This window comes from Kribbella sp. CA-294648 (genome assembly GCF_050943845.1).
Taxonomy (GTDB): Bacteria; Actinomycetota; Actinomycetes; order Propionibacteriales; family Kribbellaceae; genus Kribbella.
In genome coordinates, this window is the sequence record NZ_CP191981.1 from 3,898,631 (window position 1) to 3,920,585 (window position 21,955).

The 21,955-nt window shown below is 67.8% G+C and carries 17 protein-coding genes and 1 tRNA gene; 13 read left to right on the forward strand and 5 right to left on the reverse strand.

The features are described from left to right. Positions 1–9: 9 nt before the first annotated feature. The gene (locus ACQPYM_RS18550; RefSeq protein ID WP_433022274.1) at positions 10–426 is read right to left on the reverse strand and encodes an SRPBCC family protein; all 417 of its coding nucleotides are present in this window, start codon (positions 424–426) and stop codon (positions 10–12) included. A 93-nt stretch (positions 427–519) separates the two neighbouring features. Between ACQPYM_RS18550 and ACQPYM_RS18555 the strand changes: the two genes are divergently transcribed. After that, a complete protein-coding gene (locus ACQPYM_RS18555; protein ID WP_433022276.1) occupies positions 520–1,113 on the forward strand; it encodes a CGNR zinc finger domain-containing protein in 594 nt (197 codons plus the stop codon). A 29-nt stretch (positions 1,114–1,142) separates the two neighbouring features. Further along, positions 1,143–1,955, forward strand: a complete 813-nt coding sequence (locus ACQPYM_RS18560) for a hypothetical protein (RefSeq protein ID WP_433022278.1) — start codon at positions 1,143–1,145, stop codon at positions 1,953–1,955. On the opposite strand, the gene ACQPYM_RS18565 is transcribed toward ACQPYM_RS18560, so the two are convergent. After that, positions 1,919–2,776 carry a phosphotransferase family protein gene (locus ACQPYM_RS18565; RefSeq protein WP_433022279.1) on the reverse strand — a complete coding sequence of 286 codons (858 nt, stop codon included), beginning with the start codon at positions 2,774–2,776 and terminating at the stop codon, positions 1,919–1,921. The genes ACQPYM_RS18560 and ACQPYM_RS18565 overlap by 37 nt on opposite strands. 230 nt (positions 2,777–3,006) lie before the next feature. Here ACQPYM_RS18565 and gltB point away from each other — a divergent pair, with 230 nt between their 5' ends. The 4 genes from gltB (at position 3,007) to pyk (ending at position 12,265) form a co-directional block, all read left to right on the forward strand. Continuing rightward, positions 3,007–7,530: a glutamate synthase large subunit gene (gene gltB / locus ACQPYM_RS18570; RefSeq protein ID WP_433022281.1), complete on the forward strand. Its 4,524-nt coding sequence runs from the start codon at positions 3,007–3,009 to the stop codon at positions 7,528–7,530. Continuing rightward, the gene (locus ACQPYM_RS18575) at positions 7,530–8,996 is read left to right on the forward strand and encodes a glutamate synthase subunit beta (protein ID WP_433022283.1); all 1,467 of its coding nucleotides are present in this window, start codon (positions 7,530–7,532) and stop codon (positions 8,994–8,996) included. The genes gltB and ACQPYM_RS18575 overlap by 1 nt, the downstream gene beginning before the upstream one ends. A gap of 180 nt (positions 8,997–9,176) precedes the next feature. Continuing rightward, a complete protein-coding gene (locus ACQPYM_RS18580) occupies positions 9,177–10,727 on the forward strand; it encodes a metallophosphoesterase family protein (protein ID WP_433022285.1) in 1,551 nt (516 codons plus the stop codon). A 95-nt stretch (positions 10,728–10,822) separates the two neighbouring features. Continuing rightward, a complete protein-coding gene (gene pyk / locus ACQPYM_RS18585) occupies positions 10,823–12,265 on the forward strand; it encodes a pyruvate kinase (RefSeq protein ID WP_433022287.1) in 1,443 nt (480 codons plus the stop codon). A gap of 80 nt (positions 12,266–12,345) precedes the next feature. On the opposite strand, the gene ACQPYM_RS18590 is transcribed toward pyk, so the two are convergent. Continuing rightward, positions 12,346–13,095, reverse strand: a complete 750-nt coding sequence (locus tag ACQPYM_RS18590) for a helix-turn-helix domain-containing protein (RefSeq protein WP_433022289.1) — start codon at positions 13,093–13,095, stop codon at positions 12,346–12,348. A gap of 79 nt (positions 13,096–13,174) precedes the next feature. Beyond that, positions 13,175–13,248: transfer RNA gene (locus ACQPYM_RS18595), tRNA-Leu, on the reverse strand. A 675-nt stretch (positions 13,249–13,923) separates the two neighbouring features. Here ACQPYM_RS18595 and ACQPYM_RS18600 point away from each other — a divergent pair. The 7 genes from ACQPYM_RS18600 to ACQPYM_RS18630 all read left to right on the forward strand — a co-directional run bounded on the left by ACQPYM_RS18600 (position 13,924) and on the right by ACQPYM_RS18630 (position 21,001). Further along, positions 13,924–14,226 carry a hypothetical protein gene (locus tag ACQPYM_RS18600; protein WP_433022291.1) on the forward strand — a complete coding sequence of 101 codons (303 nt, stop codon included), beginning with the start codon at positions 13,924–13,926 and terminating at the stop codon, positions 14,224–14,226. Positions 14,227–14,299: 73 nt separating this feature from the next. After that, complete coding sequence (locus ACQPYM_RS18605; protein WP_433023329.1) at positions 14,300–14,833, forward strand: ANTAR domain-containing response regulator; 534 nt, start codon at positions 14,300–14,302, stop codon at positions 14,831–14,833. Positions 14,834–15,024: 191 nt separating this feature from the next. Continuing rightward, complete coding sequence (locus ACQPYM_RS18610) at positions 15,025–16,263, forward strand: branched-chain amino acid ABC transporter substrate-binding protein (RefSeq protein WP_433022293.1); 1,239 nt, start codon at positions 15,025–15,027, stop codon at positions 16,261–16,263. Positions 16,264–16,345: 82 nt separating this feature from the next. Then, positions 16,346–17,662 carry a branched-chain amino acid ABC transporter permease gene (locus ACQPYM_RS18615; protein ID WP_433022295.1) on the forward strand — a complete coding sequence of 439 codons (1,317 nt, stop codon included), beginning with the start codon at positions 16,346–16,348 and terminating at the stop codon, positions 17,660–17,662. After that, entirely contained in the window at positions 17,659–19,344 is a 1,686-nt protein-coding gene (locus ACQPYM_RS18620) for a branched-chain amino acid ABC transporter permease (RefSeq protein ID WP_433022297.1), read from the forward strand. Before ACQPYM_RS18615 ends, ACQPYM_RS18620 begins: the two co-directional genes overlap by 4 nt. Then, positions 19,341–20,288 carry an ABC transporter ATP-binding protein gene (locus ACQPYM_RS18625; RefSeq protein WP_433022299.1) on the forward strand — a complete coding sequence of 316 codons (948 nt, stop codon included), beginning with the start codon at positions 19,341–19,343 and terminating at the stop codon, positions 20,286–20,288. The genes ACQPYM_RS18620 and ACQPYM_RS18625 overlap by 4 nt, the downstream gene beginning before the upstream one ends. Next, entirely contained in the window at positions 20,285–21,001 is a 717-nt protein-coding gene (locus ACQPYM_RS18630; protein WP_433022301.1) for an ABC transporter ATP-binding protein, read from the forward strand. The genes ACQPYM_RS18625 and ACQPYM_RS18630 overlap by 4 nt, the downstream gene beginning before the upstream one ends. A 76-nt stretch (positions 21,002–21,077) precedes the next feature. On the opposite strand, the gene ACQPYM_RS18635 is transcribed toward ACQPYM_RS18630, so the two are convergent. Then, positions 21,078–21,818 (reverse strand): DUF554 domain-containing protein, encoded by a 741-nt coding sequence (locus ACQPYM_RS18635; protein WP_433022303.1) that lies wholly within the window; start codon positions 21,816–21,818, stop codon positions 21,078–21,080. Positions 21,819–21,955: the final 137 nt, after the last annotated feature.

Sequence of the window (21,955 nt, forward strand, 5' to 3'; positions counted from 1 at the left end):
GGCCGCGGGCTAGGTGGTTGTGGCGCGTTTTTCGATGGTTCGCTTGATGACGGGCAGGCCGCCATCCATCGCTGCGGCCAAGCGTGCGGCGAGGTTGTCGGGGAGTACGTCGTGGGTCCACACGAGCCGACTGCCGTGGTCGCCTTCGGCGTGGATCTGCATTGCGGCGTTGTTGTGGATGGGGCGCGCCCAACCGTCGGTGAACGCCCACACGATGCGCCGGGCTGAGGCGTCACGGCCGATGAGCCGTTCCCGCGCCACGTCCCCGTTGACGAAGGTCACCAACCGGGTGGCGGGGTCCTCCAGTTCGGTAGCGGTGACGAAGCCGGGCGCCATCTCCGTGGGTCCGGTGGCGAAGTCGCCGATGACGGCCCAGACCTCGCTCGGCGTGGCGTCGATGACGATTTCCCGGATGACGGTGGCCATGTCTTCTCCTCTGCGCGATCACTGATCTAACTGATGTAGCCGGAACGCTAGTTAGGTACCCAGCTATTGTCAATGGACGGTTAGACTGCCGGTATGGCTGAGCACGAACGCACGCCGGCGCCGATGCCGCTGCGTCAGGTCGAGGAGTTCATCAACACCCGCCGCGCGGACGGGGACGACTTCGCCACCCCCGCCCAACTGGCGTACTGGTTGCAGACCAAAGACCTGATCGCTGCCGGCATCGTGATCACCGAAGAGCAACGCGACCGCGCCGAAACCGTCCGTGAGGGCCTGCGGGCGCTCATCGCCGAGAACAACGAACCACCCGTTGCCAGCCCGCGTCCGGACGGTCTCGACCCCGCCGCTCGCAGCAACCTCGCCGAGCTCGCCCGCCAGCTCCCTCTGGCGCTCGACCTCAGCGCACATCCACCGCGGCTCACCCCGCAGAGCCCGGAGCCGGTCGACAATGCGCTCGCCACACTGCTCGGCCTGGTCGCAGAAGCCGTGGCCGCCGGGACGTGGAGCCGGCTCAAGGCCTGCCGGGAGCCCAGTTGCCGGTGGGCGTTCTACGACTACTCGCGCAATCGCCGCCGCACCTGGTGCTCCATGGACCTCTGCGGCAACCGCGCCAAAGCCCGCGCCTCCCACCACCGCAAGACATCCTCCACGCCTGCAGGCGCCAACTGAAGGCCCGCAAATCGGCTAGCCTCGCGTAGGTGTTTCCAGCGGCGATCGGTGACCAGCCAGACACCTACCTCCACCAGTTCGGCGAGGTCTTCGCGCGTTTCGGGGGCGATACCCAGGACTCCGGCAACGTCTCGTACGGCGTACAGCAAGCCGGCCGGCGCTATTTCGTCAAGACTGCCGGGGACCCGGCCGATCCTGAGCCGTCGACTGGTTTCGAGCGACGCGTCGAGATCCTCCGCAACGCCGCTCGCCTCGCCGACTCGGTCAGGCACCCCCTGCTCCCGGAGTACCACGGTCTGATCGAATCACCGGCCGGTCCGCTGCTGGTTTACGAATGGCGTGACGGTGAACTCCTCGGACGTCCTCGTGAGCCAGGGGAGGACAGCGCCGCCCAGCGGTTCCGCGCTCTGCCCGTCGAGCAGATCGTCACCGCGCTGGATCAGCTGTACGACCTGCACGATCTGCTCACCACGCAAGGCTGGGTCGAAGGCGACTTCTACGACGGCTCGCTGCTCTACGACTTCGGCACCCGCTCTCTCACCGTCATCGACCTCGACAGCTACGGTTTCGGTGCCTACCGCAACGACATGGGCCGCATGTTCCGCTCCACCCGCTTCATGGCACCCGAAGAGTTCTCCCGAGGCGCCCCGATCGACGACCGCACCACCGCCTTCGTGATGGCCCGTACGGCGCTGGTCTTCCTCTCCGACGGCACCCTCGACCGCCCCGCGTTCCGCGGCTCCGACGCCCTGTACGCCGTACTCCAGGAAGCCGTCACCACCCGATTCCCGAGCTACGAACGCTTCTACGCGGCCTGGCGAGCAGCCTCGTCGACCAGGTGAGCCATTCGGCAGAGGCGATCGAGGTGGTCGCCGGGATCGGGTTGGCGTAGCGACCAGGCGGCCCGGGCGACGGCCGTGATCGCGGCGGTCACCACCGCGCCGCGGCGTACCGCATCAATCGGCCAAGCGGAACCACTCCCGAGCTGGTACGCCGAAACCAGCGCGTCGACCGGCGCATCGGTCGACAGCAGCAGATAGGCGAGATCGAAACCGAGCGGCCCGATCCCGAACTGCTCCCAGTCGACCGCGATCACGTCGTCACCCGCACGCCCGAGCAGATTCACCGGATGCGCATCGCCATGAATCACCTGCTGCGGCAGCCGATCGAGCTCGGCCAGCAACTCGTGCCGCCGAGTCCACAAAACCCCGCAATCCCGCCGAAGCCCGGCAGGCAAGCGCTCCTCAACAGCCAACGGCGCCCACCCAGGACCCTGCTCGTCATTCGCCAGCCGATCCCGCAGGATCCGCCGCGCGAACCAGTCGGCGGGCTCGATCTCGTTCCGCCCGAACCGTCCGACAGCCGTCGCCAGCTCCACACCCGACAGAGCAACCGTCGTGACCGCCTCGGTCCACACCGTCACCCCGTCGGCATCGCTGTCGACCTTCACACACCGCGGAGCCCGCAACCCCACCGTTGCCTCGACAACCCCACTGGCTGCCACCTCGGCCTGCCGCCGCCAGTACGCATAGTGGTCCGGCCGCCCAATGCCCCGCAGCAGCCTCTTGACCACCAGCCCGTCGGAGGTCAGCCACACCCCGCCATTGGACACGCCCGTGCCCGCCGTCAGCGGCGTCCATCCAGGTTCCGGCTCCCAGTGCATCTGTCCAGATTTACCACTTCGCGAGGCGACGAGCCGCTCGTTTCTGTCACCATGGGGAGACTGCGCAGTGAGCGCTTGCTTACAAGGCGTGACTGTGGACTGTGAAAGGCGCTCCGGCGGTGGAATGTCTGTCCGCCTGTCGGTCGTCATGAGGTAGTCTCGGGACACCCGGCTTGGGCCAATGTTGTCCCGCGGCCAGTTGTTGACCGTAGGACGACGGGAGCCCCTGAATGTTTGGTCGCGCCCCCTTTCCGAGTGAGGGTCTGTACGACGGACGCCACGAGCACGACGCGTGTGGTGTTGCCTTCGTCGCAACCCTGACCGGAGAACCCAGCCACGACATCGTGGCGAAGGCCTTGACCGCCCTGCGCAACCTCGAGCACCGTGGCGCCTCGGGCGCCGAGCCGGACTCCGGTGACGGTGCCGGCATCCTGATCCAGATCCCGGACGCGTACTACCGCAAGGTGTGCGACTTCGAGCTGCCGGTCGCCCGCGGCTACGCCACCGGTATCGGCTTCCTCCCGCAGGATCCCGACGACGCCGCCAAGGCGATCGCCCGGATCGAGGAGCTGGCCGCCGAGGAGAATCTCGCCGTCCTGGGCTGGCGCGAGCTGCCGACCACCCCGGAGCTGCTGGGTGCCACCGCGCGTTCGGTGATGCCGACCTTCCGCCAGCTGTTCGTGGCGGCCAAGGCCGGCCGGGTGCTCGGCCTGGCGCTGGAGCGGATGGCCTTCCGGCTGCGCAAGCGGGCCGAGAAGGAGACCGAGACCTACTTCCCGTCGCTGTCGAGTCGCACCATCACCTACAAGGGGATGCTGACCACCGACCAGCTGGACAAGTTCTTCCCCGAGCTGACCGACCCCGACCTCGCCTCCGCGATCGGCGTCGTGCACAGCCGGTTCTCCACCAACACGTTCCCGTCCTGGCCGCTGGCCCACCCGTACCGGTACATCGCCCACAACGGCGAGATCAACACCGTGCAGGGCAACCGGAACTGGATGCGCGCCCGCGAGGCGCTGCTGGCCAGCGACCTGATCCCGGGCGACCTGGAGCAGCTCTACCCGATCTGTACGCCGGGTGCGTCCGACTCCGCGTCGTTCGACGAAGTACTGGAGCTGCTGCACCTGGGCGGCCGGTCGCTGCCGCACGCGATGCTGATGATGATTCCGGAGGCGTGGGAGAACGCCACCACGATGGATCCCCAGCGCCGCGCCTTCTACGAGTTCCACTCGACCCTGATGGAGCCGTGGGACGGGCCGGCCTCGGTCGTCTTCTCCGACGGCACCAAGGTCGGCGCGGTGCTCGACCGCAACGGCCTGCGCCCCTCGCGGTACTGGGTCACCGAGGACGGACTCGTCGTACTGGCCTCCGAGGCCGGCGTCCTGGACATCGACCCGGCGACCGTGGTCCAGAAGGGCCGGCTCGAGCCGGGCAAGATCTTCCTGGTCGACGTCGACGGCCACCGGATCATCACCGACGACGAGGTGAAGTCGGCGCTGGCCGGTGAGAACCCGTACGACGAATGGCTGCACGCCGGCCTGATCCGGTTCGAGGACCTGCACGAGCGCGAGCACGTCGTGCACAGCCACGCCTCGGTCACCCGGCGCCAGCAGGTGTTCGGCTACACCGAGGAGGAGCTGCGCGTCCTGCTCACCCCGATGGCCAAGGCGGGCGCGGAGCCGATCGGCTCGATGGGCACCGACACCCCCATCGCCGTACTGAGTGACCGGCCGCGGCTGCTGTTCGACTACTTCGCCCAGCTGTTCGCCCAGGTCACCAACCCGCCGCTGGACGCGATCCGCGAGGAGCTCGTCACCTCGCTGTCCTCGTCGCTCGGGCCGGAGGCGAACCTGCTCAACCCGACCCCGGCGTCCTGCCGTCAGGTGGTGCTGCCGTTCCCGGTGCTCACCAACGACGAGCTCGCCAAGCTGCGGCACATCAACCTGGACGGCGACCTGCCCGGCCTGGCGACCACCGTGCTGCGCGGTCACTACGAGGTCGAGGGCGGCGGCGCGTCGCTCAAGGCCCGGCTGGACGAGATCTGCGCCGAGGCCGATGCCGCGATCGCGAGCGGTGCCCGGATCCTGGTGCTGTCCGACCGGCACTCCAACGCCGAGAACGCGCCGATCCCGTCGCTGCTGCTGACCTCCGCGGTTCATCACCACCTGGTGAGGGAGAAGACCCGTACCCAGGTCGGTCTGGTCGTCGAGGCCGGAGACGTCCGCGAGGTCCACCACGTCGCCCTGCTGATCGGGTACGGCGCGGCCGGCGTCAACCCGTACCTCGCGCTGGAGTCCGTCGAGGACCTCTGCCGCCGGGGCACCTACCTGCCGGGGATCGAGCCCGAGCAGGCCGTCCGCAACCTGGTGAAGTCGCTGGGCAAGGGCGTGCTCAAGGTGATGTCGAAGATGGGTGTCTCCACCGTCGCGTCGTACACGGGTGCCCAGATCTTCGAGGCGAACGGCCTCTCCCCGGAGCTGGTCGACCGCTACTTCACCGGTACCGCGTCCAAGCTCGGCGGGATCGGTCTCGACGTCATCGCCGAAGAGGTCCGCCAGCGGCACCTGCGGGCCTACCCGGCCGACGGCATCGTCACCGCGCACCGCCAGCTGGAGATCGGCGGCGAGTACCAGTGGCGGCGTGAGGGTGAGCCGCACCTGTTCGACCCCGAGACCGTGTTCCGGTTGCAGCACTCTACCCGCACCGGCCGGTACGACATCTTCAAGCAGTACACGTCCCGCGTCGACGAGCAGTCCGAGCGGCTGATGACGTTGCGCGGTCTGTTCGGCTTCAAAACCGACCGCAAGCCGATTCCGATCGACGAGGTCGAGCCGGTGTCGGCGATCGTGCGCAGGTTCTCCACCGGCGCGATGAGCTACGGTTCGATCAGCGCCGAGGCGCACACCACGCTGGCGATCGCGATGAACCAGCTCGGCGGCAAGTCGAACACCGGTGAGGGCGGCGAGGACTCCGACCGGCTGCACGACCCGGCCCGCCGGAGCTCGATCAAGCAGGTCGCCTCGGGCCGGTTCGGCGTCACCGCGGAGTACCTGACGAACTCCGACGACATCCAGATCAAGATGGCGCAGGGCGCGAAGCCCGGCGAGGGTGGTCAGCTGCCGGGGCAGAAGGTGTACCCGTGGGTGGCCAAGACCCGGCACTCGACACCGGGCGTCGGCCTGATCTCGCCGCCGCCGCACCACGACATCTACTCGATCGAGGATCTCGCCCAGCTGATCCACGACCTGAAGAACGCCAACCCGTCGGCCCGGATCCACGTGAAGCTGGTCTCCGAGGTCGGGGTCGGCACGATCGCGGCCGGTGTCAGCAAGGCGCACGCGGACGTCGTACTGATCTCTGGTCACGACGGTGGTACCGGTGCGGCTCCGCTGACCTCGCTCAAGCACGCGGGCGGACCCTGGGAGCTCGGCCTGGCCGAGACCCAGCAAACCCTGCTGCTGAACGGTTTGCGGGACCGGATCGTGGTCCAGACCGACGGTCAGCTCAAGACCGGCCGGGACGTCGTGATCGCGGCCCTGCTCGGTGCGGAGGAGTACGGCTTCGCCACCGCGCCGCTGGTCGTGTCGGGCTGCATCATGATGCGCGTCTGCCACCTGGACACCTGCCCGGTCGGCGTCGCCACCCAGAACCCGGTACTGCGGGAACGCTTCGCGGGCAAGCCCGAGTTCGTCGTCAACTTCTTCGAGTTCGTCGCCGAGGAGGTCCGCGAGTACCTGGCCGAGCTGGGGTTCCGGAGCCTGGACGAGGCGATCGGGCACGCCGACGTACTGGACATCCAGCGCGCGGTCGACCACTGGAAGGCCGACGGGCTCGACCTGTCGCCGATCCTGCACGTGCCGGTGCTGCCCGAAGGTGCCGCTCGGCACCAGACCGTGCTGCAGGACCACGGGCTGGACAAGGCGCTCGACAACGAGCTGATCCGGATCTGCGCGCCGGCCATCGACAGCGGCGAGCCGGTCCGGGCGCAGCTGGCGATCCGGAACGTGAACCGGACCGTCGGCACGATGCTCGGCCACGAGATCACCAAGAAGTACCGCGCCGCCGGGCTGCCCGACGGCACCATCGACCTGACCTTCACCGGGTCGGCCGGCAACTCGTTCGCCGCCTTCGTACCGCGCGGTGTCACGCTCCGGCTGGAGGGCGACGCCAACGACTACGTCGGCAAGGGCCTGTCCGGTGGGCGGGTGGTGATCCGCCCGGACCGCAACGCGCGGTTCGACGCGGCCGACCAGATCATCGCCGGCAACGTGATCGCCTACGGCGCCACGTCCGGTGAGCTGTTCATCAATGGTGGCGCAGGGCAACGATTCTGTGTCCGGAACTCCGGTGCCACCGCGGTCGTCGAGTCGGTCGGCGACCACGCCTGCGAGTACATGACGGGTGGTCGCGTCGTCGTCATCGGCGCGGTCGGCCGGAACTTCGCGGCCGGCATGTCGGGCGGCGTGGCCCACGTGCTGGATCTGGACCCCGCGTTGGTGAACCCGGAGCTGGTCGACCTGCTCCCGCTCACCGACGACGAGGCCGAGCTGTTGCAGGACCTGGTCCGCAGGCACCACGAGGAGACCGGTTCGGAGCGGGCGGCGAAGCTGCTCGGCGACTGGCCTGCCGCGGCTGCCCGTTTCACCACGGTGATGCCTCGTGACTACGCCCGGGTGCTGGCAGCCAAGGCGGCTGCCGAACGCGACGGGCTGGACGAGGACGCCACCACGCGAGCGATGATGGAGGCCATCTGATGGCTGACCCGAAGGGATTCCTGACCACTCCGCGCGAGGTGGCGGCACGCCGCCCGGTCGAGGAGCGCACCAAGGACTGGAACGAGGTCTACCCCGGTGGGCCCGGTAAGGCGCTGCTGCCGATCATCGGCAAGCAGGCCGGCCGCTGCATGGACTGCGGCATCCCGTTCTGTCACTCCGGCTGCCCGCTGGGCAACCTGATCCCGGAGTGGAACGACCTGGTCTGGCGCGACGACTGGACCGGCGCGATCGAGCGGCTGCACGCGACCAACAACTTCCCGGAGTTCACCGGGCGGCTGTGCCCGGCACCGTGTGAGCCGGCCTGCGTGCTCGGCATCAACCAGGAGCCGGTCACGATCAAGAACGTCGAGGTCGCGATCATCGACAAGGCCTGGGAAGCCGGCGACGTCCGGCCCCAGCCGCCGGAATGGCTGACCGGCAAGACGATCGCGGTCGTCGGCTCCGGCCCGGCCGGTCTGGCCGTCGCCCAGCAGCTGACCCGGGCAGGTCACACCGTGGCCGTCTACGAGCGCGCCTCGGCACCGGGCGGGCTGCTGCGGTTCGGCATCCCCGAGTTCAAGATGGAGAAGGTGCAGGTCGAGCGCCGGATCCAGCAGATGAAGGAAGAGGGCACCGTCTTCCGCTCCGGCGTCAACGTCGGCGTGGACGTCACCGGCACCCAGCTCAAGCAGCGGTACGACGCGGTCGTGATCGCCACCGGCGCCACGGCGGCCCGCGACCTGCCGGTCCCCGGACGCGAGTTCGGCGGTATCCACCAGGCGATGGAGTACCTGCCGCAGGCCAATCGGGTCGCCCTGGGGGAGACGGTCGAGAACCAGATCGTTGCCACTGGCAAGGACGTGGTGATCATCGGCGGCGGCGACACCGGCGCGGACTGCCTCGGTACGGCGCACCGCCAGGGTGCCCGCAGCGTCACCCAGCTGGAGATCATGCCGCGTCCCTCCGAGGAGCGGCCGGCCGGGCAGCCGTGGCCGACGTACCCGATGATCTACCGGGTCGCCTCGGCGCACGAGGAGGGCGGCGAGCGCGTCTACGCCGTCTCCACGAACAACTTCGTGGCCGATGACGAGGGCAACGTCTCCGGTCTCGACCTGGTCGAGGTGGAACTGGTCGACGGCCGGTTCACCCCGGTCCCGGGCAGCGAGCGGACCATTCCCGCGCAGCTCGTGCTGCTCGCGATGGGCTTCCTCGGTCCGGAGAAGGAAGGGTTCCTCGAGCAGCTCGGGGTGGAACTGGACGAGCGCGGCAACGTCAAGCGCGACAAGTCCTACCAGACCTCGGTCGACGGTGTCTTCGCCTGCGGTGACGCGGGCCGGGGCCAGTCGCTGATCGTCTGGGCGATCGCCGAAGGCCGCTCCTGCGCCGCCGGCGTGGACACCCACCTCACCGGCAGCTCAACGTTGCCGACGCCCATCCCACCGACGGCCCGCCCCCTCGCGGTCTGACCCCCCGCCCCCACCCCGTGCCATTTCGGCGGTCACCCCCTGACCTTGTGGGTTGCCACCCCGTACTCCGGGGTGGCAACCCACCATTTCGGGGGTTGACCGCCGAAATGTCGCGGGGATGGGCGGGGGCGCCGCGCGGCGTGGTGCGAGTGCTTGAACTCGGGCAATAGGTTGGGGACCGTGTCTGGACGGCTGGTGACCAGGTCCCGGTTCCGCAAGTCGGCGCCCTGGGCCGGGTTGGTCCTGCTCTGGCTGATCGTGTCGGTCTCGATCGGGCTGCTCGGTTTCGCCAACGACTCCGAGCGGGTCACCATCGGCGCCCACGCCGCGAACGTGTCACCCACCTTCGACGGTCACGCGACCCTCGACCTCGGCGCCGTCCTGCCCCGGTTCCGGTTGCCGATGGACCTGCCGGCAGGGCTCGGCATCAACGTCGACGTCCAGGAAACCGACGCCGGCAACCTGAACGAGCTGCTCACCCGCGACGCCCTGATCGCCTCCCAGCCCGATGGTGAGATCGCCCGGATCCGCCAGGTGATCGAAGAGATGGCCGTCGACAACGCGGTGGCCGGGGCCGGCTCCGGGCTGCTGGTGGCGGTGGTGGTCGCGACCGCGTGGGCGATGGTCGGTCCACGCCGCCGCCGCGAGCTCTGGGTGGCGTTGCACCACTCCGAACGCCGCGTGCAGCACCGGGCGATCGTCGTACTGGTCGCGATGCTGATCACGATCGCGTCCATCTTCGGGCCGGGCCGGATGCGCACGCCCGAGGTGCCGCCGACGGAGTGGCAGCCGCTGTCGAAACTGCTGCCCGAGCTGTCCTTCGACGATCGGCTGAAGAGCGTCGAGGTCGCCTCCGGCTTCTCCACCAACGGCGGCGTCGGGGTGATCCGTACCGCGGTCGAGACCTACGAGCGGTCCACCGAGTTCTACGGCCAGCTCCGCGACCGGGTCAGCCGGGTGGGTGGCCGGATCCGGCAGGCGGGGGAGGCGGAGACCGTCGCGCTGATGGTGTCCGACCGGCACGACAACATCGGGATGGACCCGTTCGCCGCCGAGGTCGCCAAGGTCGCCGGTGCGAAGGTGCTGATCGACGCCGGTGACGACTCGTCGTCGGGGCAGGCGTGGGAGGTGTTCAGCATCAACTCGCTGGCCCAGCACTTCCGGGACTTCAAGGTGGTCGCGGTGGCCGGCAACCACGACGCCGGCGGGCACATCGAGGACGCGATGCGGAAGAACGAGTTCACCGTGCTCGACGGCAAACCGGTCGAGGTCGAGGGCATCCGCTTCCTGGGCGACAGCGACCCGACCCGGACCGGACTCGGCAGCGCCGACACGCCGGGTGACGAGACGACGGCCGAGCAGTCCGAGCGGCTGGCCGACGTGGCCTGCGGGCAACCTGAGGACGAGCGCATCTCGACCTTGCTCGTGCACGACCCGGCGTCCTTCCAGGACACCGCGAACCGGGGGTGCGCGTCACTCCTGCTGTCCGGTCATCTGCACCGTCAGGTCGGGCCCGAGACGAAGGTCGTCGACAGCAAGGCCGTCACCACCTTCACCAACGGGACCACCGGCGGAGCGGCGTACGCGTTCGCCCTGGGGTACACGCTGAGGCGGCCCGGCGAGGTCACGTTGATCACCTACGTGAAGGGTCGGCCGATCGGGCTGCAGACGGTCACGGCCGAGCTGACGGGCGAGGTCAAGGTCGCCCCGTACAAGCCACTTGCCTCCTGACCCACGTTGTTAACCGTCCAGACAGTGTCCAATTTTCAAGAACTTCAGGGGTGGACCAGCGAGACAGTGGTCTTGTAGGAGTAGGGTTTTGTGACGTGCGTCGCGCAAAGATCGTTTGTACGCTCGGCCCGGCTACGGCCGCCCCTGAGCGCATCCTGGAACTCGTCCAAGCAGGTATGGACGTCGCAAGGCTGAACCTGAGCCACGGCGCCCACGCCGAGCATGAGCGCATCTACCACCGGATTCGCGCTGCAGCGGAGGAGACCGGCCACAACGTCGGCATCCTCGTCGACCTGCAGGGCCCCAAGATCCGGCTGGCCGAGTTCGCCGAAGGCAAGGTCAACCTGACCTACGGCGAGCGCTTCACCATCACCACCCGGGAGGTCCCCGGTGACGTGACCATCTGCGGTACGACGTACGACGGGCTGCCCGGCGACGTGAAGCCCGGCGATCCGCTGTTGATCGACGACGGCCGCATCGGACTGGTCGCCGAGGAGGTGACCGAGACCGACGTGATCTGCCGGGTCACCGTGGGCGGACCGGTGTCGAACCACAAGGGCATCAACCTGCCCGGCGTCGCGGTGAGCGTGCCGGCGCTGTCCGAGAAGGACATCGAGGACCTGCGCTGGGCCCTGCACCTGCCGGCCGACATGATCGCGCTGTCCTTCGTCCGGGACGCCTCCGACATCCAGCTGGTGCACAAGATCATGGAAGAGGAAGGTCACCGGGTCCCGGTGATCGCCAAGATCGAGAAGCCGCAGGCGGTCGCCAACCTGGACGAGATCATCGAGGCCTTCGACGGCTTCATGGTCGCCCGCGGTGACCTCGGCGTGGAACTCCCGCTGGAAGAGGTCCCGCTGGTCCAGAAGCTGATCATCGACCAGGCCCGGCTGAACGCGAAGCCGGTGATCGTCGCCACCCAGATGCTGGAGTCGATGATCTCCGCCCCGCGCCCGACCCGGGCCGAGGCCTCCGACGTCGCCAACGCCGTGCTCGACGGCGCCGACGCGGTGATGCTGTCCGGTGAGACCAGCGTCGGCCGGTTCCCGATCGAGACGGTCAAGACGATGGCCCGGATCGTCTCCTCGACCGAGCAGCACGGCCTCGGCCGGGTCGCCGAGATCGACTGGGAACCCCGCACCAAGGGCGGCGTGATCGCCAAGGCCGCCGCGGAGGTGGCCGACCGGATGGAGGCGAAGTACCTGGTCGCCTTCACCCAGAGCGGCGACACGGCCCTCCGGCTGGCCCGCTACCGCACCGAGATCCCGGTCCTGGCCTTCACCCCGGTCCCGTCGGTCAGTTCCTGGCTGAGCGTCGTCTGGGGCATCGAGACCCACATCGTCCCCACCGTCGAACACACCGACGACATGGTCCGCCAGGTAGACCAACGCCTCCTGGAACTGGGCAAACTCCAAAAGGGCGACCTGGTAGTGATCGTCGCCGGCTCCCCACCCAGCATCCCCGGCTCCACCAACGCCCTCAGAATCCACCGAATGGGCGACGCCATCGGCGGCGCCGCCCCGGCGTACCGGGTCTGAACAGCAAACCTCGAGGCGGCCGGTCAATCGACCGGCCGCCTCAACATCTTTGTGTGGTGGCGCCGGCCGTCGACGGCTGTTCAGGACTTCGGGCCGACGCAGAGGTCGAGCGCCGCGACCGCCTCTCGCCTGGCGACTGACAACGCGTTGCGCCGAGGCATCCGCCATGGGATTCCGACCAGGTCCAGCGCCCACTGGCACAACGCCATGATGTCTGCCGACTCGTTGGAGAACTGGCACCGCGGATACTCGTACCGCTTCAGCTCACCGCCGACACGTCGAGCCGTCCAGTTCGCCACCCGGCACCCGTCGGAGTTGAACAACCCACGAAGGAACAGGCCAGGCTCAGCAACAATCAACTCCCGCTGCCAGCCGTCCAGTTCGATCCTGCGCAGATGCTTCGGCCCCGGACCGTGCTGAGGAAACAGACACGGCCAGTGCTTCCAGTACGAGACGACCGCCGTGTAGCCGACCGCCTGAACGCGGTGCACCGGCCGATTCGGATGGATCGCCTCGATGGCGCCGGCGGCCTCGTCGATCAAGCGTGGGTACCTGTCGTCGCAGGCGATCCGCAGCGAGTAGACGCCCTTCTTCAACGCGGACAGACAGCCATCACCCAGGTAGAGGCCGAGCAGGTGCGCATAGTCCGCACTGGGAAGCTGCCCCTCGGCGCAGCGCGGGCATTCGGTCGGGCGAAGCTTCGGATCTGGACGCTTAAGCCAGTCACGCAGAGTAGCCCGGCTCACCCCGAGCCGCCGACTGACAGCGCTCAGAGTCTCACCAGCCGCCAGCGCCTCCACTGCGAGCCGCCGCACTCGCCTGTCGTACATCACCTGAGCATCCCAGCGCCCACCGACAGACCCGGGGATACGAAAAGCCCCGAACCCAAGGGGTTCGAGGCTGACCATGTGCCCTGGGTGGGATTCGAACCCACACTGTATGGTGTTTGAGACCATTATCTCTGCCGGTTGGATTACCAGGGCTCTGCGCCCAAGATCCTAACCCATGGAGCAGGTCCGGATAACGCAGGGGCACGCGCTATCCGCTGCGGCACCTTCCGTAGGAGTGGCCGAGCCGAGCAGGCACCATCTTCCTTGTTCTGTTCGCTTTCTCGCAAATCGATTCTGGCTCGCCGGCAGCCGGCGAAACTGTCGGTGGTCACCGAGACGATGCTGCCGTGCCTCACTTTCGGTCGCAGGAGACGGTCGACTCCGCCTTGCGGATGTCCGACAACGGGGTGAGTGATCGCGCCAACGCCGAGATTCATGGTGTGGCGGTCAAGACGATCAAGCGGTGGCGGCGGCAGTACCAAGAACTTGGGTTGCCGCGGGGACAGGCATTCCGGCCGACCCCGTGTCCGCGGTGTGACGGTGCTGCGCTCAACGAGGCGGCGTACGCGCTACTGCTGGGGTGGTACCTGGGGGATAGGCACATCGTTGCGGCCAGGCGTGGGGTGTACACGCTGCAGATCGCGAACGACCAGAAATATCCGGTGCTCAGCCAGGAAGTCGCGGCGACGATGCGGTTGGTGAAGCCGACCGCTAGGTCCCTGCCTGCGCGGCGGTTCGACCGCGACGCGGATCGAGGTGCGCTGGAAGCACTGGCCTTGCTTGTTTCCCCAGCATGGGCCGGGACGGAAGCACCTGCGCAGAATCGAGTTGGCCGACTGGCAGCAGGAAATAGTTGCCCAGTACCCCGAACAGCTCCTGCGGGGACTGTTGCATTCGGACGGTTGCCGGTTCGTCAACTGGGCCAGCAAGCCGCAGGTGGACGGCGAGGTCAAGCGGTACTACTACGTCCGGTACATGTTCTCGAACGAGTCCGAGGACATCCGGAGGATATTGACGGACGCCCTGGATCTGTTGGGTATTCCGTGGCGGAGGCCGCGGGTGAATGTGGTGGCTGTGAGTCGGCGGGAAGGTGTTGAGGTGCTTGATCGGTTCGTCGGGGGGAAGTCCTAGGCGTTGGATCGATAGGGTGGCTGGTGTGAATGCTAAGCGTGTGGTGATCGCTGAGGACGAAGCTTTGATTCGGATGGATCTGGCGGAGATGCTGGCGGAAGAGGGGTACGACGTCGTCGGGCAAGCGGGGGATGGGGAGGAAGCCATCCGGCTGGCGACGGAGTTGCGGCCTGATCTGGTGATTCTCGATGTCAAGATGCCGAAGCTGGACGGGTTGAGCGCGGCCGAGAAGATCGCCGGGGAGCGGATCGCGCCGGTGCTGATGCTGACCGCGTTCTCGCAGCGGGAGCTGGTCGAGCGGGCCCGGGACGCCGGGGCGATGGCGTACCTGGTCAAACCCTTCTCCAAGGCCGACCTGTTGCCGGCCATCGAGATCGCCGCCTCCCGGTACGTCGAACTGGCCGAGCTCGAGCGTGAGGTGGCCGACCTGGCCGAGCGGCTGGAGACCCGCAAGCTGGTCGACCGGGCCAAGTCGGTGCTGCAGACCAAGTTCGGGCTGTCCGAGCCGGACTCGTTCCGGTGGATCCAGAAGACCGCCATGGACAAGAGAGTTTCCATGCGCCAGGTCGCCGAGTTGGTCGTTGACGAGGCGGGCAGTGACGGCTGAATCACTCTGTGTCCACCCGGGATCGGCGCTTACCGGCCTTCAACAGTCGTCACTTGTCCTCACGCTGCTTACCGCTGTAACGACCTCACAACACACGCTCCGTCACGTCGCTTGAAATGGTCCCCGAGGTCTAACCTGCGGGTGCTCGCGGCATTCGCGGGAGTCCGGGGGTTTGCTCGGACTATCCAGACATGGGAGGAACAGTGCAGCAGCGTTCCGTAGTACGGGTCGGCGCGTCGCTGATCGTTGCGTCGTTGGCCCTGACTGCCTGCGGTTCACGCAGCAATGACGACGGTGGAGGTTCTGGCAGCGAGACGAAGATCGCCAAGATCGGCGTGATCGCACCTCTGTCCGGAGACCTGTCGGCGCTGGGTCTGGGTATCCAGCACTCGGTCGAGCTGGCCGTGAAGCAGGCGAACGACTCGAACGCGATCCCGGGCTGGAAGCTCGAGGTTGCCGCCAAGGACGACGAGGCCAAGCCGGACGTCGGCAAGAACGCGGCCACCGCGCTCGCCTCGGACAAGGACGTCATCGGCGTCGTCGGCACGCTGAACACCAACGTGAGCCAGCAGGTCCAGCCGGTGCTCGCGCCGAAGAACATCGTCCAGGTCTCGCCGGCCAACACCGGCCCGGGCCTGACCCAGGGTGCCGCCTGGCAGAAGGACCCCAAGCGGCCGTACCCGACCTACTTCCGTACCTGCACCACCGACGCGGTCCAGGGCCCGTTCGCGGCCCGGTACCTGTTCGAGACGGCCAAGATCACCAAGGTCGCCACGATCCACGACAAGAAGGCGTACGGCCAGGGCCTGGTCGGCACCTTCACCGAGGAGTTCAAGAAGCTGGGCGGTCAGGTCGTCGCGGCCGAGACCATCAACCCGGACGACTCGAACTTCCAGGCCGTCGTCTCGGCGGTCAAGCCGAGTGCCCCGCAGGCGGTGTACTACGGCGGTGAGTACCCGCAGGCGGGTCCCCTCTCGCAGCAGATGAAGGCCGCCGGCCTGAACGTCCCGCTGATGGGCGGCGACGGCATCTACGACCCGAAGTACATCCAGCTGGGTGGTAAGACCTCCAACGGCGACCTGGCCACCTCGGTCGGTGCGCCGGTCGACACGTTGCCCTCGGCCAAGAAGTTCGTCGAGGACTACAAGGCGGCCAACTTCAAGGAGCCCTACGCGGCCTACGGCGGCTACTCCTACGACGCGGCCAACGCGATCATCAACGCGCTGAAGACGTCGCTGAAGGACGCCAAGGACGTGGAGAGTGCCCGCCAGGCCACCCTCGATGCCCTGGGCAAGGTTTCCTTCGACGGAGTCACCGGCAAGGTCGCGTTCGACCAGTACGGCGACACCACCTCCAAGGTCCTGACCGTCTACAAGGTCGACGCCGGCAAGTGGGCGACCGTGGAGACCAAGGACTTCGAGACCAAGTAGCCGACCTCATGACCCGGGGGTGGGACGCATTCCGTCCCACCCCCGTGGCATGCCGGAAAACTTAGGTAGTTGGGAGGTCGACGTGGACCAGTTCTTTCAGCAGCTCGTGAACGGGCTGACACTTGGATCGTTGTACGCCCTGATCGCGGTTGGGTACACCGTCGTCTACGGCATCGTGCAGCTCATCAACTTCGCCCACGGCGAGGTCTTCATGATCGGTGCGTTCGGCGCACTGACGACGTACCTGTTGTTCTTCGACGACCAGACCGGCGTGTGGATCCTGCCGATCATGCTGGTCGGCGCCATGATCGCCTCGGTCGGTACCGCGGTGGCGATGGAACGTGTCGCGTACCGTCCCCTGCGGAACGCGCCCCGGCTCGCACCGCTGATCACCGCGATCGGCATCTCGGTCTTCCTGCAGGAGTTCATCCGGTTGTTCTACGAAGACCCGGGCTGGACCGTGCCGGTGGCGGCTGCGATCGCCGTGATGGTGGCCTACCTGGCCGGCGCGAAGCTGGCCCCGGTCTCGCTGAACAACCCGCTCACCAAGTGGACCGACCGCTCGCCGTTGATCACCGCGCCCGCGGTGGCGCTGCTGGTCTGGATCGGCACCCGGCTGGCCGAGCGGGAGCTGTCCTTCCTGGCCACCGCCGTCGTCGTCGTGGGCGGTCTGGTTCTCGGTACGGCGGCAGGTTTCGTGGTCGCCCGGCTGACCGGCGGAGCAGAGCGCGCGGGGGTGCTGCTGCGCCCGTTGGCCGTGACCGCCGTGATCACCGTCGTCGGGATGGAGATCTTCTGGCTGGCCTTCAAGGAGCTGATCGCCACCATCGAGTGGCCCAGCGCGAAGCTGCGGATCCCCTTCCCCCAGCTCGACGTGGTCAGTGGTACCGCGCTCGAGGTGGCCGGGGTGACCATCCAGCGGTCGGCGATCTTCACGATCGCGGCGCTGGTGATCTGCTCGGCGCTGCTGTGGTACTTCATCAACCGGACCCGTCTCGGCCGCGGCATGCAGGCGGTGTCGCAGGACCCTGACACCGCCCGGCTGATGGGGATCAACGTCGACCGGATCATCGTGGTCGCGTTCGCCCTCGGCGCGGCGCTGGCCGCGGTCGCCGGCATCTCCCAGGGCCTGCAGAACAACAACATCGAGTTCCGGATGGGCTTCCTGGCCGGTCTGAAGGCGTTCACCGCCGCGGTCCTCGGTGGCATCGGCAACATCCAGGGCGCCGTCGTCGGTGGGCTGGTCCTCGGCGTCGTCGAGGCGATGGCCACCCAGTACATCCCGGGTCAGTTCGGCGGTGGTTCCTGGAAGGACGTCTGGGCCTTCGTGATCTTGATCCTGGTGCTGGTCTTCCGGCCGCAAGGTCTTCTCGGAGCAAGGGTGGTGGACCGCGCATGAGCGACGTGAGTACTGCTTCTCCGCGCGCGACCGGCCTGGCCTGGCCGCTCGGCCTGGCCGGTGTCGCGCTGGTGATCGTCGGATCGTTCCTGTCCTGGAGTTACGACAGCTCGATCCTCGGTGACCTGTCGATCAACTTCTACCCGGGCTCGTTGCAGATTCTCGCCATCATCCTGGCGCTGCTCGGGCTGGTGCTGCTGCTGACCGAGAAGGGCCCGTTGGCCGGCCGGCTCGGCCGGTGGCTCGACGCAACCCTCGGCCTGCGGGCGCTCGGCATCACGCTGACCCTCTACATGGTGCTGGTCCTGATCGCGATCTCCGTCGAGTCCGACGGCCTGATCAACGTCAACCCCGGCGGCTACGCCAGCCTGGTCGGTGCCGTCCTGCTGCTGGTCAGCTCGCGGCTGCTGCCGTTGCGGCAGTTGCACGACCTGAGCAAGGCGAGACTGCCCGCCTGGTTCGAGATCCTCACCATCGCGCTGCTGATGGCGGCGATCCTGTTCGGCGCGGCGTACGCGCTGGGCCTGACCGAGGCCTGGGCGTTCGTGCTCTGCCTCGTCTTCATCGCCGCCGTGGTGGCGGTGCTGTTCCGGACCGGAACGATGAGCTGGTTCGGTCACGTGGCGCAGCGGCACAAGAAGGTGCTCACGCTGGCCGCCTTCGCGGTGGCGTTCTTCTTCCCGTTCACCCAGGGTGGCTCGGACGCCAACATGTCGATCGCGACCCAGGTGCTGATCTTCGCGGCCACCGCGATGGGCCTGAACATCGTGGTCGGCCTGGCCGGTCTGCTCGACCTCGGCTACATCGCCTTCCTCGGCTCCGGTGCGTACGTCGCCGCGATGCTGTCGGAGTCGGCGTTCGCCACGATCGACTGGCACCCCCCGTTCCTGGTCGTGGTGCTGATCGGCGGCTGCGTCGCGGCCACCCTGGGCCTCATCATCGGGTCGCCGACGCTGCGGGTCTCCGGGGACTACCTGGCGATCGTGACGCTGGGCTTCGGCGAGATCTTCCGGCTGGCGATGCTCAACCTGGACGGCATCAACGGCCCGTTGCTGACGAACGGCCCGAACGGCATCGCCGGCATCCCGGAGCTGCAGGTCGGCAACTTCAACTTCGGTGACGAGCACACGATCGCGGGTCTGGAGCTCGGGCGGTTCTCGAACTACTACTTCCTGCTGCTGGTCCTGATCGGCTTCGTCATCCTGGTGTTCGCCCGGCTCAACGACAGCCGGATCGGCCGTGGCTGGGTGGCGATCCGCGAGGACGAGAAGGCGGCCGAGGCGATGGGCGTCAACGTCTTCGGCCTGAAGTTGCTGGCCTTCGCGATCGGTGCGTTCCTGGCCGGCCTGGCCGGCACCATCAAGGCGCACCAGGACGTTGCCGTCAGCCCCGATCAGTACATCTTCCTGGAGTCGGCGTTCCTGCTCGCGGCGATCGTGCTGGGCGGTATGGGCACCATCGCCGGTGTCCTGCTCGGTGCGACGATCCTGAAGCTGCTGCCGGAGAAGCTGCGGTTCTTCTCCGAGTACCGGCTGCTGCTGTTCGGGCTGCTGCTGGTGCTGATGATGCGGTTCCGGCCGGAAGGCCTGGTGGCCAGCAGACGCCGCCAGCTGGAGTTCCACGAAGAGGACGAGGAACTCGCGGTCGCAGCCGAGACCAAACTGGCCGAGGAGGCGAGATGACCGTCACGAACGAAGTACGCGCTGCGTCGGCGATCGGTGAGCCGGTCCTGGAGGCCTCCGGCGTGACCATGCGGTTCGGTGGTCTGCTGGCGGTCAACGAGGTGGACCTGACCGTCCGCGAGGGCGAGATCGTCGGACTGATCGGCCCGAACGGGGCCGGTAAGACGACCTTCTTCAACTGCCTGACCGGGTTGTACAAGCCGACCAGCGGCCAGGTGCGGTTCGCCAGTGCCCCGAAGGCGTCGAGGCAGCCGGCGGACTCCGGCACGGTCGAGCTGAAGCAGCCGATCGGGGCACTGCAGCCGCTGCCACCCAAGCCGCGGGCCGTGGTGCGGGCGGGGATGGCGCGGACGTTCCAGAACATCCGGTTGTTCGCGAACATGACGGCGCTGGAGAACGTGATGGTGGGCCGGTACTGCCGGACCAGCTCCGGTGCCCTGACGTCCGTACTGCGCGGGCCGAAGTTCCGCCGCGAGGAAGCCGCCACCCGCGCCCGGGCCCAGGAGTTGCTGGAGTTCGTCGGGCTCGGCAAGTCGTCGGAGCACCTGGCCCGCAACATGCCGTACGGCGACCAGCGGCGGCTCGAGATCGCCCGGGCGCTGGCCACCGACCCGAAGCTCATCCTGCTGGACGAGCCGACGGCCGGAATGAACCCGCAGGAGACCCGGCAGGCCAGCGACCTGATCTTCAAGATCCGGGACTCGGGCCTGTCGGTGGTCGTGATCGAGCACGACATGCGGTTCATCTTCAACCTGTGCGACCGGGTGCTCTGCCTGGTCCGCGGGGAGGCGCTGATCGAGGGCACACCGGCCGAGGTGCAGTCCGATCCGCGGGTGATCGAGGCCTACATCGGCACCGGCGAGGACGACGACGAGGACACGGTGGACCCCGGCAGCGCGCACGTCCAGGACACCACGGTGACCGAGCAGGAGGACCGGCCATGACCGCGATGCTCGAGGTCAGGGACCTCGAAGTTGCCTACGGCAAGATCGTTGCCGTGAAGCGGATCAGCTTCTCGGTGGAGCAGGGTCAGGTGGTCACCCTGATCGGCACCAACGGTGCCGGCAAGACGACCACGCTGCGGACCATCTCCGGGCTGCTTCGGCCGATTCACGGCGAGATCCTCTTCCAGGGCCAGCGGATCGACCAGATGCCGGCCCACGACATCGTCACGATGGGGCTGGCGCACTCGCCCGAGGGCCGGCGGATCTTCCCGCGGCTGTCGGTCGAGGAGAACCTGCTGCTCGGCGCGTTCGCGCGCAACGACCACTCCGCGATCCGCAAGGATCTGGACGCGGCCTACGACCTGTTCCCGATCCTGGGGGAGCGCCGCAAGCAGCCGGCCGGGACGTTCTCCGGTGGTGAGCAGCAGATGCTCGCGATGGGCCGGGCGATGATGAGCAAGCCCAAGCTGATGATGCTGGACGAGCCGTCGATGGGTCTGTCGCCGATCATGATGAAGCGGATCATGTCGACCGTGACGGAACTGCAGCGGCAGGGCACCACCATCTTGCTGGTGGAGCAGAACGCCCAGGCGGCGCTCAAGCGCGCCGACTACGGCTACGTGCTCGAGGTCGGCAAGATCGTGCTGTCCGGTTCGGGCAGCGAACTGCTGGTCAACGACGACGTGCGCAAGGCGTACCTCGGCGAGGACTAGGCAGCCCGCAGTACTGGTTGCCGGAAGCCCCGGTCTCGGAGACGAGACCGGGGCATTCTTGCTGTCGGCAACCAGATCAGTTGCGGATGACAACAAGCAACTGGACCAGCAGAGGCGCGACGATCAGAGCCGGCAGCAGGTCCGCGACGGCGATCTGCTTGAGTTTGAGCAGGCGCAGGGCCACGCCGACCAGTAGGAGGCCGCCAGTGGCGCCCAGCGCGGTGACGTGCGCCTCGGGAAGGACATCACCCAGTACTGCGCCGACGGCCGTCATCAGCCCTTGCAGGACCAGTACGACGAGGGCGGAGGCCGCGACGCCCCAGCCCAGCGACGCGGCGAAGGCGATCGAGGCGAAGCCGTCCAGGATCGCCTTGAGGAACAGCTGGTCGGCGCCGCGGCCGAGACCGTCGGACAGCGCGCCGAGGAAGGTGAGCGGGCCGACGCAGAACACCATCGAGGCCGTGACGAATCCTTCGACGAAGGTGCTCTCACCGTCGTCGCGGCTGAACCGGTGCTGGAGCCAGGAGCCGAATCCCTCCAGCCGTTCCTCGATCCGCAGCAGCGAGCCGGTGATACCGCCGATCAGCATCGCGCCGAGCACGATCAGCACCGGCGCACTGTCCCCGACCGCGTCGCTGAGCGCCGCGTCGGCCACGGTGAGCGCGGACGTGATCGCGATCAGCAACGTGACCAGGCCGAGCGCGTCGGTGACCAGATCACGGGTCCGCTGCCGTAACCGGTGGCCGATCAGGACGCCGAGGACCGAGCCGACGAGCACCGTCGCGACGTTCACGACAGTGCCGATACCGATGAACAACGCCTGCCTCCCGATTCAGTTCACCCGCACCGTCGTACGGGCGGGTCACAGCTTTGCAAGTGACCCTCGAAGCCCTACTGTTGCGCGGGGGATGAGCGTATCCGCCGCACCGTTCACCTCGGGGGTGAATCACAGCT

Excerpts from the sequence above, each read along its gene's own strand:
- ACQPYM_RS18610 (WP_433022293.1), top strand. The coding sequence starts at position 15,025 with ATGGGAGGAACAGTGCAGCAGCGTTCCGTAGTACGGGTCGGCGCGTCG.
- ACQPYM_RS18565 (WP_433022279.1), bottom strand. The coding sequence starts at position 2,776 with ATGCACTGGGAGCCGGAACCTGGATGGACGCCGCTGACGGCGGGCACG.
- ACQPYM_RS18620 (WP_433022297.1), top strand. The coding sequence starts at position 17,659 with ATGAGCGACGTGAGTACTGCTTCTCCGCGCGCGACCGGCCTGGCCTGG.
- ACQPYM_RS18575 (WP_433022283.1), top strand. The coding sequence starts at position 7,530 with ATGGCTGACCCGAAGGGATTCCTGACCACTCCGCGCGAGGTGGCGGCA.
- ACQPYM_RS18630 (WP_433022301.1), top strand. The coding sequence starts at position 20,285 with ATGACCGCGATGCTCGAGGTCAGGGACCTCGAAGTTGCCTACGGCAAG.
- gltB (WP_433022281.1), top strand. The coding sequence starts at position 3,007 with ATGTTTGGTCGCGCCCCCTTTCCGAGTGAGGGTCTGTACGACGGACGC.
- ACQPYM_RS18555 (WP_433022276.1), top strand. The coding sequence starts at position 520 with ATGGCTGAGCACGAACGCACGCCGGCGCCGATGCCGCTGCGTCAGGTC.
- ACQPYM_RS18550 (WP_433022274.1), bottom strand. The coding sequence starts at position 426 with ATGGCCACCGTCATCCGGGAAATCGTCATCGACGCCACGCCGAGCGAG.
- ACQPYM_RS18590 (WP_433022289.1), bottom strand. The coding sequence starts at position 13,095 with ATGTACGACAGGCGAGTGCGGCGGCTCGCAGTGGAGGCGCTGGCGGCT.
- ACQPYM_RS18625 (WP_433022299.1), top strand. The coding sequence starts at position 19,341 with ATGACCGTCACGAACGAAGTACGCGCTGCGTCGGCGATCGGTGAGCCG.
- ACQPYM_RS18605 (WP_433023329.1), top strand. The coding sequence starts at position 14,300 with ATGGATCTGGCGGAGATGCTGGCGGAAGAGGGGTACGACGTCGTCGGG.